The 15,073-nt window shown below is 59.3% G+C and carries 12 protein-coding genes; all 12 read right to left on the reverse strand.

What is annotated here, in order from left to right:
* On the reverse strand, positions 1–530 hold a 530-nt coding region (locus HMPREF2749_RS02655), incomplete at its 3' end, for a restriction endonuclease subunit S (RefSeq protein ID WP_210395311.1).
* 2 nt (positions 531–532) lie between these two features.
* A complete protein-coding gene (locus HMPREF2749_RS02660; RefSeq protein WP_070593358.1) occupies positions 533–2,167 on the reverse strand; it encodes a type I restriction-modification system subunit M in 1,635 nt (544 codons plus the stop codon).
* A 484-nt stretch (positions 2,168–2,651) separates the two neighbouring features.
* On the reverse strand, positions 2,652–5,129 hold the full coding sequence (locus HMPREF2749_RS02665) for a RelA/SpoT family protein (protein ID WP_070593359.1): 2,478 nt from the start codon (positions 5,127–5,129) through the stop codon (positions 2,652–2,654).
* A 281-nt stretch (positions 5,130–5,410) separates the two neighbouring features.
* Entirely contained in the window at positions 5,411–6,610 is a 1,200-nt protein-coding gene (gene secF, locus HMPREF2749_RS02670; RefSeq protein ID WP_070593360.1) for a protein translocase subunit SecF, read from the reverse strand.
* 2 nt (positions 6,611–6,612) lie between these two features.
* Entirely contained in the window at positions 6,613–8,304 is a 1,692-nt protein-coding gene (gene secD, locus HMPREF2749_RS02675; RefSeq protein WP_049342020.1) for a protein translocase subunit SecD, read from the reverse strand.
* 99 nt (positions 8,305–8,403) lie between these two features.
* Positions 8,404–8,763, reverse strand: coding sequence for a preprotein translocase subunit YajC (yajC, locus tag HMPREF2749_RS02680; protein WP_070593361.1), 360 nt, complete (start codon positions 8,761–8,763; stop codon positions 8,404–8,406).
* Between the two features lie 346 nt (positions 8,764–9,109).
* Positions 9,110–10,096, reverse strand: coding sequence for a Holliday junction branch migration DNA helicase RuvB (gene ruvB, locus HMPREF2749_RS02685; protein ID WP_172855776.1), 987 nt, complete (start codon positions 10,094–10,096; stop codon positions 9,110–9,112).
* Between the two features lie 171 nt (positions 10,097–10,267).
* Positions 10,268–10,888: a Holliday junction branch migration protein RuvA gene (gene ruvA / locus HMPREF2749_RS02690; RefSeq protein WP_049342023.1), complete on the reverse strand. Its 621-nt coding sequence runs from the start codon at positions 10,886–10,888 to the stop codon at positions 10,268–10,270.
* 231 nt (positions 10,889–11,119) lie between these two features.
* Positions 11,120–11,776 (reverse strand): crossover junction endodeoxyribonuclease RuvC, encoded by a 657-nt coding sequence (gene ruvC, locus HMPREF2749_RS02695; protein ID WP_049338471.1) that lies wholly within the window; start codon positions 11,774–11,776, stop codon positions 11,120–11,122.
* Positions 11,777–12,107: 331 nt separating this feature from the next.
* Entirely contained in the window at positions 12,108–12,866 is a 759-nt protein-coding gene (locus HMPREF2749_RS02700) for a YebC/PmpR family DNA-binding transcriptional regulator (RefSeq protein ID WP_049342025.1), read from the reverse strand.
* A gap of 132 nt (positions 12,867–12,998) precedes the next feature.
* Positions 12,999–13,766, reverse strand: coding sequence for a type 1 glutamine amidotransferase (locus tag HMPREF2749_RS02705; RefSeq protein WP_070593363.1), 768 nt, complete (start codon positions 13,764–13,766; stop codon positions 12,999–13,001).
* Entirely contained in the window at positions 13,766–15,049 is a 1,284-nt protein-coding gene (locus HMPREF2749_RS02710) for a Mur ligase family protein (RefSeq protein WP_070593364.1), read from the reverse strand. Before HMPREF2749_RS02710 ends, HMPREF2749_RS02705 begins: the two co-directional genes overlap by 1 nt.
* Positions 15,050–15,073 lie beyond the last annotated feature (24 nt).

Raw genomic sequence — 15,073 nt, forward strand, 5'->3', positions numbered from 1 at the left:
GCTTCCATCTCCGCTTCCAGCTCCGCTTCCAGGTTCGTGAATTTGTCGAGAATTTCAACAATCGCTTCCTGAATCTCTACGGGAGGAACAGGAATCTCGATATTCGAATACTTAGAAATCCACTGTCGAGCATGGTCAGACGAGTTATACACGATGCACTGCATAGCATAATAGACGTACTTAAAAAGTGAATTAGTTCCACTCTTCAAAGTAAGCATCTTCATAGCACTCGACTTAGCTTTAAACGGGAATTCAACCCATTTGAAGGCAGTCGTAAAGTCATCAAAAATAATGACGGGCTCTTCCTCAGATGCAGGGTAGATACCCTCAGTCTCATTCGTGTAGCCGAGAATAAACGTTTTACCTGCAGTCAGCACCGGCGTTGGATACGATTCATCATAATCCTTAGACGACACAAGGTACTTCGTCGGCTGCTCATAGGCAAGGAGCTCACCCAGCGGGCGGTACTCTACCCCGTCCGGGCAGAGCTCAGCCACCAGGCGATCAATATAATTCGTCACATCCGCCACGATTACTCGCCGCCTTCCAGGCGCGCCACAATAGCGTCAATCTCCACGCGCAGCTGAGCCTGACGAGCCACAATACCCTCAATACGAGAATTCAGCTCGACAATATCCACGCGCTCACGGGTGTCCTCCGGCTCAACCCAGCTCGACACCGCCAGGTTCGCCTCCTGCTCCAGCAGCTTCTCCACCGGAACCAGCGCCGAGAAATGCTCACGCTCCTCACGAGCCGCCAGCACATCCAGAATCTTCTCACGGTGCGCCTTACCCAGAATGTTCTGGTTCGTGCCCTTATCAAAGAGTTGCGAAGCATCCACGAACAGCACCGAATGGTCCTTGCGACGACCCTTCTTCAACACCAGAATGCAGGTCGCAATGCTCGTACCGTAGAACAGGTTGGCGGGCAGCTGAATCACAGCATCCACCACGTTCTGCTTCAGCAGGTACTCACGAATCTTACGCTCCGCACCGCCACGGTACAGCACACCCGGGAACTCAACGATAGCCGCCGTACCCGCCTCATCGAGGGACTTGAGCATATGCATAGTGAACGCCAGGTCTGCCTTCGACTTAGGCGCCAATACAGCCGCCGGGGCGTAACGGTCATCGTGAATCAGGGTCGGGTCATCATCACCCTTCCACTTCGTCGAATACGGAGGGTTAGACACAATCGCACCGAACGGCTCCTCAAAATCGCCGTCCGCGCCACCGCGGTGCTTCGGATCAATTAGAGTATCACCGTGCGCAATGCTGAAATCATCCACCGGCACACCGTGCAGAATCATGTTCATACGGCACAGGTTGTAAGTGGTCAGGTTAATCTCCTGACCCACAAAACGCAGGCCGTCCGAGTTCTTACCCAGCTCACGCTTAACCTTCAACAGCAGCGAACCCGAACCACACGCCGGGTCATACACGGTACGAATCTGCTCAGCATCACGGCCGTCCATGGCAATCTTCGCCAGCAGCTCCGAGACTTCCTGCGGAGTGTAGTACTCGCCGCCGCTCTTACCCGCATTCGCCGCGTACATGCCCATCAGGTACTCGTAAGCGTCACCGAAAGCGTCATTCTCGCTATCCTCGTAGCCCTTATCCAAGTTCATACCCGCCACAGCGTCCATGAGCTTGAGCAGGTTCTCGTGACGAGCCGCCGGGCTCACACCCAGCTTATTCGAATCCAACACAAAGTCGTCGAAGAGGCCCTTCACATTCGCTTCGGAGTCGGTACCGCGCGCCGACTCTTCAAATGCCTTGAACACGTTTGCCAGAGTCTCATTCAAATTCTGATTCTGGCTAGCGTTCTTGTACACATTTGAGAACAGCTGCGAGGGCAGCAGCAGGAAGCCGCGCTCATTAATGAAGTAATCCTTCGCGTCCTCGTTTTCCTTAAACACGTCATCTGATAGGTCTTCAAAACGCCCCGGCATTTCAATTCTCTGAGCCTCAACAAAGCGCACCTGGCTCTCAGAGAGGTAACGGTAGAAGAGCATACCCAGCACGTACTGCTTAAAGTCCCAGCCGTCTACCGAGCCGCGCAGGTCATTCGCAATACGCCAAATCGTAGAGTGCAGCTGCGCACGCTCAGCGTTGCGGTTACGGTGCTCGTCAGTAGTAGCGGAAGAATCCGTAGACTGCGTCGTCATAGGGGCGGTCAACCTCTCAATAGTTATCGTTTCTCGTTGCAGAAACGTCAAAAGTTCGGAACCTGTGCGGTCCCGGTCGTACACATGCGCTGGTGCCGGTTCAGAAGCCATACTCGGTGGGAGCGTTCGTAGCTTCCACAAGCCATTTCGTACCCGGCGGCGCGAACTCTTTCAGTATACGGGTTCCCCAGACCCCGCACTCGCCGGTTCGTCATCGCCGAGCCACTGGTTGTTTCGATAGGTTAGTGTCTTCACTGCGGGTTAAAGACCCACGGCGAAGACACTAACCTATCGAAAGGCCCCCGCCCCTCCCCTAAACAGCGAAAAGCCACATGTGTTCAACACATGTGGCTTCTCAACGTAAAGACCAGAAAATAGAAATCCGGCCCGTCTACTCCATCAAGAGTAGCGGGCCGAACGGTTAACTCAAGGGTACAGAAGCCAGCACCCCAAAATCAACACATGAAGGATATTTCTAAAGAGTCTACGCCTCCGAGGGTTTCGCGCCGGTCAGGCGGTACGCCTTGTACACGCCCGTCACGTTACGAACCACGTTCAGCACGTGCTCCAGCATGAAGCGGTCACCCAGCTCCAGGGCGAAGCGGTCCACCACGGTACGATCCTCCGAGGTGTGCACGCGCGCATCCAGAATGTTCACGCCCGACTCAGAAATCGCACGGATCAGGTCGCTCAGCAGGCCCTTACGGTCCAGCGCCTCCACCTGAATCTGCACACGGTACGTAGCGGTCGGCGAAGACGCCCACTCAACCGTGGTCACGCGCGGCTCCTCGTCAGCGTTACGCATGTTCGGGCAGTCACGGCGATGCACCGAAATACCGTTATAGCGGGTCACAATGCCGATAATGTCATCCGGCGGGACCGGGGTGCAACAGCGCGCAATCTTCGTCAGCACACCCTCAGCACCCGGCACAATCACGCCGTTATCGCCAATCGCCTTGCGGGTCGACTTCAGCAGCGTCTCGTCAAAGTCGCTGACCTCAACCTCGGGCGCCGGCTCGTCGCCGCGGTGCACCTCAACGAGGGTGTCAATGACCTGCTTCGGCGCGATCTCGTGCTCACCAATCGCACGGTACAGCGACGCCACATCATTCTTATGCAGCAGCTGAGCCACCTGAGTCATAATCTCCGGGCTCATCATCTTCTGCAGCGGCAGCTCACTGTTGCGCATGCTCTTGGTGAGCATCTCGCGGCCGGCGAGCAGCGCCTCCAGACGGCGTTCCTTCGCGAAGTACTGGCGGATCTTCGTGCGAGCGCGTGAGGAGCGAACGAACTTCAGCCAGTCCTCGCTGGGTCCGGCGTCTTCGTTCTTCGTGGTCATAATCTCCACGGTCGCGCCGGTGGGCAGGACCGTGTGCAGCGGCACGAGGCGGCCGTTGACCTTCGCGCCAACGGTGCGGTCGCCGACTTCACTGTGGATGGCGTAGGCGAAGTCCACGGGGGTGGAGCCGTTGGGCAGGGCGATTGCCTCACCGTTGGGGGTGAGCACCACGATTTCGTCGGTGTCGAGGGTGTCAGCGAGTGACTCGTAGAACTTCTCCGACTCGGGGTTGGAGTTCGAAATCTCGGCAATGGACTGCAGAATGCCGACGTTCATCATTGCCGAGGTCTGGGTGCCCGGCTCCTTCGGGTCCTTCGCGGGCGCGCCGCCACGAGCTGCGACCTTCTCGCCGCGCGATGCCGCCTTGTAGCGCCAGTGCGCCGCCACACCGTACTCGGCTTCTTCGTGCATCTTGTAGGTGCGAATCTGAATCTCAAGCGGCAGGTTGCCCGGGCCGTACACGGTCAGGTGCAGCGACTGGTAGTTGTTGTTCTTCGGGTTCTTAATGTAGTCCTTGAAACGGCCAGTCATCGACGGCCACAGGGACAGCACGTGGCCGAGCACGGTGTAGCATTCCGCCTCTTCCTCAACCATGATGCGCACGGCGAGGATGTCGTTAATCTCGTCGAAGCTGCGGCCCTTCGTCTTCATCTTCTGATGAATCGAGTAGTAGTGCTTCGGGCGGCCCGTCACGGTCGCGTCGATGCCCACCTCTTTCAGGCGGTCCGTAATCTTGGTGCGCGCCTCATTCAGGAACTTTTCGAGCGCGGGGGTGCGTTCGCCGACCATGCGCACCATTTCGGCGTAAATTTCCGGGCTCATGGCGGCGAAGGACAGGTCCTCCAGCTCCCACTTGATCGTGTTCAGGCCCAGGCGGTGCGCGAGTGGCGCGTAAATCTTCAGGGTCTCTTCCGCCTTCTTCGCGGCAGAAGCCTGCGGCACAAAACGCCAGGTGCGGGCGTTGTGCAGGCGGTCGGCAAGCTTGATGAGCAGCACGCGGATGTCCTTGCTCATGGACAGCACGAGCTTGCGGATTGTCTCAATGGAGGCGTTCTCGCCGTAGGTCATCTTGTCCAGCTTGGTCACGCCGTCGACCAGGTAGGCGACCTCCTCACCGAACTCTTCGGTGAGCTGCTCCATCGTGTAGTCGGTGTCTTCCACCGTGTCATGCAGCAGGCCGGCGGCGAGCACGGGGCCGGTCGCGCCCATCTCCGCAAGAATCGCGGTCACAGCCACCGGGTGGGTGATGTACGGGTCGCCACTCTTACGCTTCTGACCCTCGTGGCAGCGGTTCGCCACTTCGTAGGCGCGCTGCAGCACCTGGATGTCTTCGTCCGGGTGGTAGCGGCGCACGGCACGTACGACCGGCGCGATCATCGGGGAGAAACGGATGGTGCCGCCGTTCGAGTCGGAGGCTTCCATCTTGCTGCTGCGGCTACCGAAGACGAGGCGGTTCGGCACACGTCCGCCAGCAGCCATGACGCGGTGCGAGCCGCGTTTCTTCTTTGCGTCAGACGAATCAGTTTCAGGCAGAGGAATCGGGCCAGCGGGCCGAACCGCGGGCTTCTCGGCGGTCCCTGCAGGGTTCTCAGCGTTGGTGTTCACGGCAGGTTCTGCACTCATTCCAGGCTCCTTCGGGCTCAAGATAATCAGCCGCACACTCAGGTTCCTCATCGTTGAGGGCTATACCGGCCAAACCAGCCATCAGCAGGCTCAAACGCGAGCGCACAGTATCTTCACTTCTTATCCTACCCAGCGGTCTGGAACGCGCCAAACTATGCGACGTTTTAACACACCAGAGCGCGTTGTTTAGGAAATAATTGAGCACGCTAAAGGGGAGCCGACACCTTTCGGTATCGACTCCCCTATCGTTAGTAACGCCAGTAGCGCTGGCGGAACGTTGGCTAACCGTTCAGGTTCACGCGGTGAATCTCAATGGTTGCACGTGCCGGCTTCTTAGCGGGCTTCTCGGTTGCCTTCTCGGCTGCGTTGTCCGCATCGGTCGCCTCGTCGGCAGAGTCCGCAGACTTGCTGGACTTCGCGGGCTTCTCAGCCTCGGCGGGCTCCTCCGAAGAGTCACCCTCAGCCTCGTCAGCATCCTCAGCGTCCTTGAAGCTGCCGCTCTCCACCTTCGCGGTGTGCTCACGAATCTGAGGCTCACCCAAACGCAGCGAAGCATACAGCGGCGCAGACACGAACAGCGTACCGAACATGCCCACCAGAATACCCACGAATAGCGACAGGGACAGGTCCTGCAGAGTACCCGCACCCAGGATGAACGCACCAATGAACAGGATCGCGCCCACCGGCAGAACACCCACAATAGCGGTGTTAATCGAACGGACCAGGGTCTGGTTCACCGCCAGGTTAATCTGCTCGGCAAAGGTCGTGTCGCGGCGTTCCAGCACATCCTCGGTATTCTCGCGGATCTTATCGAACACCACCACCGAGTCGTACAGCGAGTAGCTCAGAATCGTCAAGAAACCAATAATTGCACTCGGAGTAATCTCGAAGCCGAACGCGGCGTACAGGCCAACCGTCACCACCACGGTGAAGAACAGACCCGCAATCGACGCCAGCGACATCTTCCAGGTGCGGAAGTAGAACGCCATACCAATCAGCGCAAGCACCACAAACGCGACCAGACCCCAGAACGCCTGACGGGTCACATCCGCACCCCAGGTCGGGCCCACAAACGAAGAGGTCACGTCATTCTCAGAGACGCCGTAACCCTCCTGCAGAGCCGCCTTCACCTGCAGAGTCTCATCATCGCTGAGCTTGCTCATCTGGGCACGAATCGTACCCGGCGCAATATTGGTCACGCGAACATCCGAAGCGTCCTTCGCCTTCTCGTGAATAATGCGCTCACCCGTAGCAGTATCAACGTGCGCAGTCTTCGAGACCACGAACTCCGAACCGCCACGGAAATCAATACCCAGGTTGAAGCCGCCACCAACAGCCGGGATCAGAACCGAAACCGCCATCAGCACAGTAGCCAACAGCAGCCACAGGCGGCGCTTACCCACGAAGGGGTACGAGCGGGCACCCGAATGCAGGTCATTACCGAAGCGGGCAAAAGCATTAGGTTTCACATCGGTAGCCATGCTTAGCTCTCCTTCTTCTCATCAGAAGCAGACTCGTCAGCCTCAGCGGCAGCACGCTCTGCACGGCGACGCTCAGCGATGCTCAGCTGCTTCTCCTCCGGGCTGCGGAGGCGACCGGCACCACGGTACAGCGGCGTAGCGCCCAGCGACTCAGGCGACAAGCCCGAGTGTCGGTGACCCTCACCGAAGTAGCGGGTATTCGCCAGCAGAGTCAGCATCGGGTGGGTGAACAGGTACACGACCACAAGGTCAGCAATCGCAGTCAAACCAAGGGTGAACGCGAAGCCCTTCACCGAACCAACCGACACCACGTACAGCACCACAGCAGCCAGCAGGTTCACAGCCTTCGACGCCAAAATAGTGCGGGATGCACGCTGCCAACCGTGGTTCACCGCCGACGGGATCGTGCGGCCCGCACGGATCTCATCACGGATACGCTCAAAGTAGACGATGAACGAGTCAGCCGTAGCACCAATCGCCACAATCAGACCCGCCACACCAGCCAGGGACAGGCGGTAGTTCAACGCCCAACCCAGCAGCACAATCGCCTCATACGAAATGATGCCAGCCACAACCAGCGACATCATCGTGACAAAGCCCAGCAGACGGTACTGGAACAGCGAGTACACGAACACCAGCAGCAGACCAATCAGACCGGTCAGCAGACCCACACGCAGCTGCTCCGAACCCAGGGTCGCAGAAATCTGCTGCTCCGACTGGATCGTGAAGCTAATCGGCAGGGCACCGTACTTGAGCTGATCGGCGAGAGCCTTCGCCTCCTGCTCGGTGAAGTTACCGGTAATCTGCGGCTTACCGTCAGAAATCACAGCCTGCGACACCGGGGAAGACAGCACCTTGCCGTCCAGCAGAATCGCGAAGCGGGCACGCGGATCATTTGCGTTCTGTGCACGAATCGCGTTCAGGCGAGAAGTAATGTTCTGGAACTTCTCACGAGCCTCATCGTTGAACTGAATGTTCACAGCCCAACGGCCCGTAGTCACACCCTGACCGGTCGTCTCCTGCGAGTGGCTTGCGGTAGAAATATCGCTACCGCTCAGCTCCACAGGACCCAGAATGTACTTCTCCTGACCGTCAGTGGAACACGCCACCATCGGCTTAGTCGGGTCCGCACTATCGGCGTCCTCATTACGTGCCGCGGTGCAGTCCTTCGCCTCGTACTGCTTGTACAGGTCTGCAGTAATCCAGTTACGGTCCGAACCATCAGTCGGCTCCGCGGAGGGCTTGGGCAGCTTATCGTCCGCAGTGCGGGCATCCTCAGCCACCGCAGTACCGGCACCAGAAAGCAGCACCGGGCGGAAGGTCATATTTGCAGACGCCTGAATCAGCTGACGAGTCTCAGCGCTAATCGTTCCGGGAACCGAAACAACCACGTTATTACCCGAGCCGAAGGAGGTGGTAACCTCCGCCTCCGAAACGCCGGCACCATCAACGCGCTGACGAATAATCTCAACCGCCTGGTTCAACTGCTCCTGGGAGACGTTCTCATCCGAAGAGCCATTGACCTTCGGAGAAAGAATCATCTGAGTACCACCCGAAAGGTCCAGGGCGAGCTTCGGTGCCCAAGAACCTCCCGCGTAGGTGGTGCCGAAAATACCGGCAGCCATAACAACCATGAGCAGGACCATCGAGAGGAGCGCCCCTCGCGCGGCTGCAAGCGGTGAACGCTTAGCCATAATGTTCCTTCTTCGTGTGAATAGAATTGAGTGTTCTACAGATTCCGTAACGCGAAAACCCGACGCCGCTCATGGGGCGCCGGGCTCATACGCGCTGAATTACTTAGCAGTATCAGAAGAGGTATCGGAAGCGGGAGCTTCGGATGCGGGAGCCTCGTACACGTCCTCAGTCAGGGGTGCTGCGGGGGCTTCCTCCTCGACGACAGCCATAATCGCGTTCACTGCCAGGGTGATAACAACACCGTCCGCAATCTGAAGCTGCAGCTTGTTGTTCTCAAGGTCAGTGCTGACAACGGTGCCGTAGATGCCGGAACCAGTCATCACCTGGGTGCCGGGGACGAGAGACTGCTGCATTGCGCGCAGTTCCTCCATCTGCTTACGCTGACGCTTCTGGGCGGAGAACATCATCCAAGCCAGCAGCGCCATCATGGCAATCATAATCAGGAGGTTAAAATCCATGGTCTCACTTTCACATCCGCACCCGTGCCGCTCACCGCGAGGGTTGAGCGTACCAGAAGGTGTGGAATCGTAGATACAGTACGTATCCATCCTACGCGAGAGCATGAGCTTTAGCGCCCCGAACCAGCGTTTTTGTGAGGTTAACCTGAGTTTTGGACTCTCTCGGCGTAATTTTATGTCACTGGTAAAGACCGACAGAGCCCGACAGAGCCCAATGAAACCCGACAGCGCCTGCAGAACCGGTAGAAGAGCGCCGCGCCTGCAGAAGAGCTGCCGGGGTACAGAGAAGCCCGCAGGAGGCGGATACCTCCCACGGGCTACTACAGTGTTATCAGCTGGTGCGGGTCTAGAGCTGAATCTCCGGGGCCTCCAAGCCGAGGTGCTCCCACGCCGCGGGCAGAGCCACACGACCGCGCGGGGTACGACCGATCAGGCCCTCACGCACCAGGTACGGTTCGGCAACCGTCTCCACGGTCTCCGTCTCTTCACCCACCGCAATGGCGAGGGTGGACAGACCCACCGGGCCGCCTCCAAACTTGTGAATCAGCGCCTCCAGCACGGCACGGTCCAGACGGTCCAGGCCGCGCGAATCCACCTCGTACATGTCCAACGCGGTTGCGGCATCGGTCGCGTTAATGCGGTCCACACCGTTCACCAGCGCCCAGTCACGCACACGGCGTAGCAGACGGTTCGCAATACGCGGCGTGCCGCGGGAACGACCGGCAATCTCGGTGAAACCCTCGGAGGTAATCTGCATGTCCATCAGACCCGCGCTACGGCGAAGCACCAGCTCCAACTCCTCCACCGAGTAGAACTCCAGGTGACCGGTAAAGCCGAAACGGTCGCGCAGAGGGCCGGGTAGCAGACCCGCACGGGTCGTCGCACCCACGAGGGTGAACTGCGGCAGCTCCAGCGGAATGGAAGTCGCACCCGCACCCTTACCGACCACAATGTCCACACGGAAATCTTCCATCGCCATGTAGAGCATTTCTTCAGCCGGGCGGCTCATACGGTGAATCTCATCCAGGAACAAAACCTCGCCGGGAGTCAGCGAAGACAGAATCGCCGCCAAATCACCCGAATGCTGAATCGCCGGGCCGGAGGTGATGCGCAGCGGCGCCTCCATCTCTGCCGCAATAATCATTGCGAGAGTGGTCTTACCCAGACCGGGAGGGCCCGACAGTAGCACATGGTCGGCGCTACGGCCACGCATCTTCGAAGCCTCCAGCACCAGAGACAGCTGCTGACGCACACGGCGCTGACCCACAAAGTCATCCAGGGACTTAGGGCGCAGTGCCGCCTCAATCATCTTCTCTTCAGGCTCTTCTTCCATCGCCACCAGGCGCTGGGTAGGAGCTGAAGACGCCTGAGTGCCGGGCACCTGACCGGGAAAATACCCGCCGGAAACCAGGGACGCCGCGGGCTGCGGCTCATAGGGATTCTGGCTCATAGAATTCTTCTTTCACAAAAGTTTGAGTGGGATACGTCGAATAGGGCGCGCCGTCTAGTGGCGGCCTACCGTGTTCTGAGTACCCAAGGAGGCGAGCACACCGCGCAGAGCCACACCCACCGGCTCAGTCTCTGCGGCAGGGTTGTGCTGCACGTAAGCGTCAATAGCGGCGGAAGCGTCCTTCTCGCTCCAGCCCAAGGAGGTGAGAGCATCAAGCACCTGCGGCTTCCAGACAATGCCCTGGCTCAGCGGCAGCTCATCGGTCTGGCCATCGCTGAGAATCAGCTTGCCGGCAAGCTCCAGCACAATACGGCGGGCACCCTTCGGGCCAATACCGGGAACCTTCGTGAACGCCTTATCGTCACCGGTCGCCACGGCGCGCTCCACCTCAGCGGCAGTGTGAACGCTCAACACCGCCAGAGCAATACGCGGACCAATACCGGAAACCGAAAGCATCATATCGAACACTTCACGCTCGGCAGGCTCCGAAAAACCGTACAGAGTCATCGACTCTTCACGCACAATCATGGTGGTCAGCACGGTAGCTTCCTCACCGGTGCGCAGCTTGGAGAGAGTACGCGCAGTAGCGTACACGAGCATGCCGAAACCGTTCACGTTAATCACCGCATGATCAAGGCCCACCTGAACCACACGACCGGTCAGGGATGCAATCATTTCTCTCCACCTTTCAACACCGCGCCCAGGAATGAGGGTCGCGGCAGTGTGAGGGCACCGGGAACTCCGGCACCCGCAGAACGCACTCCCCCAGTTCAACGGGGAGACACTACAAGTATATTAGAATATTTCTTCTGAAATCAAGCATATATTCGAACTTCTTAGCGAATACATACGAGCCAGCAGGAAACGGCACACAGGCCCACGAAGGCACCTCTAGCGGCGGCATCTCTAGCGGCGAGCACGCGCCTCCGCCTCCATCCAGGCACGCTGCGCCGGAGTCAACGACCCGCCACGGCGCGCCTGCGCCGGGCGTGAACCCTGGTGAGTCTGCGTCTGGGCCGCCATGTTGATACCCGAACCAATGCCGCCGCCACGCCAGCCGTGACAGATCGCAATCGCCAGAGCATCGGCAGCATCGGCGGGCTTCGGCATGGATTCCAGCCCCAAAATGCGGGTCACCATGCGGCCCACCGACGCCTTGTCCGCGCGGCCGCTACCGGTCACCGCCGCCTTCACCTCCGAGGGGGTATGGAAGAACACCGGCACGCCGCGCATCGCCGCAGCAGAAATCACCGCGCCCGAAGCGTGCGCCGTACCAATCACCGTGTTCACCTGCTCCTGAGCGAAGATACGCTCAATCGCCAGGGCATCCGGCTTGTAGGTGTCGAGCCAGTGGGAGGCGGCGTTGAAAATCCAGAGAATACGCTGGTCCAGGGACTCCGCCGGGATTGTGCCGGCAACACCCACGTTCACGAAGTGCGCCTTACGGTCGGCGGTCATATCGAGCATGGAGAAGCCGCAGCGGGTCAGACCCGGGTCAACACCCATGATGCGGGTCGCACCCGGCACACGTTCCACAGCGGCGGCGGTACGGTTCTCGCGCATGCTATCGCGTGCGGCAGGTTGAGCGGCGGCCATCATCTCCCCTTTCGACAAACTCCCTATAGAATCTCTAGATTCTAGCCCTTCAGAATCCTAGCACCCGGCACTGGGGTGTGCCACGAGCACGGTCGCTACAAGAGCAGTCACTACAAGCACGGTCACCGCGAGAACAGTCACCGCGTGCCCCGCGAAAAGTACCCAGCGCCTCCCCAAAATGCGGTATCGCAGGCAATACAGCCCAAACGCTAAGAAGCCACTCCCCCAACCAGCCACCCTACGGCGGCTCGGTTAAAGGAGCGGCTTCTTCAAGCATCAGATATCAGAATCCGAGTGATTACTCAGCTTCCAGCTCTGCCATAACCTCGTCAGAGACGTTAGCGTTCGAGTAGACGTTCTGAACGTCGTCGAGCTCTTCAATAGCGTCTGCCAGCTTCAGGAACTTCTTGGCGCCCTCGGCGTCCAGGTCGACCTGCATGGTCGGGCGGAAGACCGGGTCGTCGTTGTTGTACTCCAGGCCAGCCTCGTCCAGTGCCTTACGGATCTCGGGCAGGTCGGTCGCTGCGGAAACAACGGTGAAAATATCGCCCTCGTCCAGAACCTCTTCGGCACCTGCATCCAGAACAGCCATCAGAACGTCGTCCTCGGTCAGACCGTCGGTCTTGGTGACCTCAGCAACGCCCTTACGCTCGAACAGGAACGCAACCGAACCCTGGTCAGCCATGGTGCCGCCGTTACGGGTCACAGCCAGGCGAACCTCAGACGCTGCACGGTTACGGTTATCGGTCAGACACTCGATGTACAGGGCGGTACCCTGCGGGCCGCGTGCCTCGTACATAATCTCGGTGTAGTCGATGGTCTCACCGGTCAGGCCGGCGCCACGCTTGATAGCGCGGTCGATGTTGTCGTTGGGGACGGAGTTCTTCTTCGCCTTCGACACAGCAAGGTCAAGAGCGGGGTTACCGGCGATATCGGCGCCACCCATACGTGCCGCAACCTCAATAGCCTTAATGAACTTCGCGAAAGCCTTCGCGCGCTTAGCGTCGATAGCAGCCTTCTTGTGCTTAGTAGTCGCCCATTTAGAGTGACCCGACATTCGTATCTCCCTTAGTCAAAACCTCCGTGCGGGCACGGCGAAACGTCCCACGCACCGTACTGTACTCACATAACTATACCGTAGCGGAGGCGCACACCACCTCAGAAAGTGCACGCCACCGCCAGGAATAGGCTAGCGGGGGCGGGACGCAGCCGAAGCGCGCGCCTTCTCCACCAGCGAGTCGTCAATCGTGTTCGGCGTGAACTCGCCAAACTTACGCTTAGCCGCCTGCTCAATCAGGTAGTCCGAAATCTTCGGGTTCTTCGGCAGCAGCGAACCGTGCAGGTAGGTGCCAATCACGTTGTGCACGCGCGCACCCTCATACGCATCGGTCACGTTGTTACCCTCACCCTTGGTGACGGTAGCCAGCGGGGTGCAGCCGGGGCCCAGGTAGGTCAGGCCCGAGTGGTTCTCAAAACCAATCACGGTGCCGAACTCCTCAGACTCCTCAACAATGTTGCCAATCAGGCGGTCATCGCCGCCGACCGTATGCGCATCAAAAATGCCGATACCCTTCAGCACCTCACCCTCACGGGTGCGGAATTCCTTGCCGAACAGCTGGTACAGGCCACAAATGACGAGCATCGGCACGCCAGCCTCAGCCAGCGAGCGCAGCGTGTCACCGTTCGCGTGCAGGTCATCCTGAATCACGGACTGACCCGAGTCCTGGCCGCCGCCACCCAGAATAATGTCAACATCCTCCGGGAAAGGCTGACCGGGGTTGTGGTCCAGAATCTGCACGTCAAAGCCGTGCGCCTGCGCGCGACGAGCCAACGCCAGGGTGTTGCCCCAGTCGCCGTAAATGTTCATGTCGAGCGGGTACAGCTGCACGATGCGCAGCGTCTTGCCGTTGTTCGGGCCGGAGGCGGGGGTGCCCTCAAAAGTGTGAGTTGCCGTCATTAGGAGACCCTCTCAACGTCAGTGATCTTTGCGAGCTCTTCACGCAGAGCCAGCATTGCGGTGTAGGTGCAGAAAATACGCATGGGCGCGTTACCGCTGGAGGCGATGAAGCCCTTGAGCGCATCGGCGAGATTCTCGTTGACATCGTCAACCTTCACGCCGTCATGATCCAGACGCAGCGCCATATCCCAGGCACGCACACCCGAAACCATCTGCACGCCGGTCTTCTTCAAGCTGTCAAAGTCAACATCCCACAGCCAGGACACGTCACGACCGTCAGCGTACTGGTCGTTAATCGTGATCATGGTGGCGTAGTCGTCAGCGTTCGCGCTCGCCAGGGATAGGCGGAAACCGCTCGGGTTCTTCACGAGCAACAGCTGCAGCGGGCGGCCGTTCACGTTCAGGGTCTCACCGCGACCGAAGGCGGGGGTAATCTTCGCCAGCTCCGCGATGAGCTTATCTTCGTTGAGCTTCTCGCCCATGACGGCGCGGGTCAGCGCCATAGCGCCAGCCGCGTTGAAGATGTTGTAAATACCGTAGAGGTTAATCTCGCCAACTCGCTCCACACCCGCCAGGTCGAAGGTTGCGGAGGTGCCGGAGAACGCGGTCAGGGTGACGTCTGCCTCGGGCAGGGTTGCCTTCGCGACGGTGCCGCCGCGCATCTCATCATCCGAGGGGAAGTACGAGCGCAGGGACTCATCCAGACCGTAGTACTTGACGGTCACGCCAGGCTGCACGTTCTCAGCGAGGGAGCGGATACGCGGGTCCTCACGGTTGAGCACCACGGTGCCGGTCGTTGCGGAGGCGACAGTCGCCAGCATACGGCGGGTCGTGTCAATCTCACCGAAGCGATCCAGCTGGTCACGCAGAACGTTCAGCAGCAGAGCGTAATCGGGCTTGACAGCCTTGACGAAGTGCACGGCGTGCGCCTCGTCCAGCTCAAGCACAGCAATATCAGCGTCAAGCTTGCCGCCGAGGGTCATCTCGCCCAGCAGTGCCGCGGCGACACCGCGCACAAAGTTCGAACCGGTGCGGTTAGTGAAAACCTTCAGACCCTGAGCTTCAAGCAGCTGCACAGCCATCTTCGTGGTGGTGGTCTTACCGTTCGTGCCGGAGACAACAACCACGCCGTAGGGCAGCTTCGCGAGCTCTTCAGCGACGAAGTCGGGGTGCAATTTTTCCATGACAAGGCCGGGGAAGGCGGAGCCGCCGCCGCGAAGCTTAGTCGCGGCGCGTACGCCCTGGCCGAGAAGACGAATGAGGGGTTTGGACATGCTTTCCATTTTAGTACACGCACGCCAGCGGCT

The organism is Rothia sp. HMSC075F09 (assembly GCF_001810515.1).
Lineage (GTDB): Bacteria > Actinomycetota > Actinomycetes > Actinomycetales > Micrococcaceae > Rothia.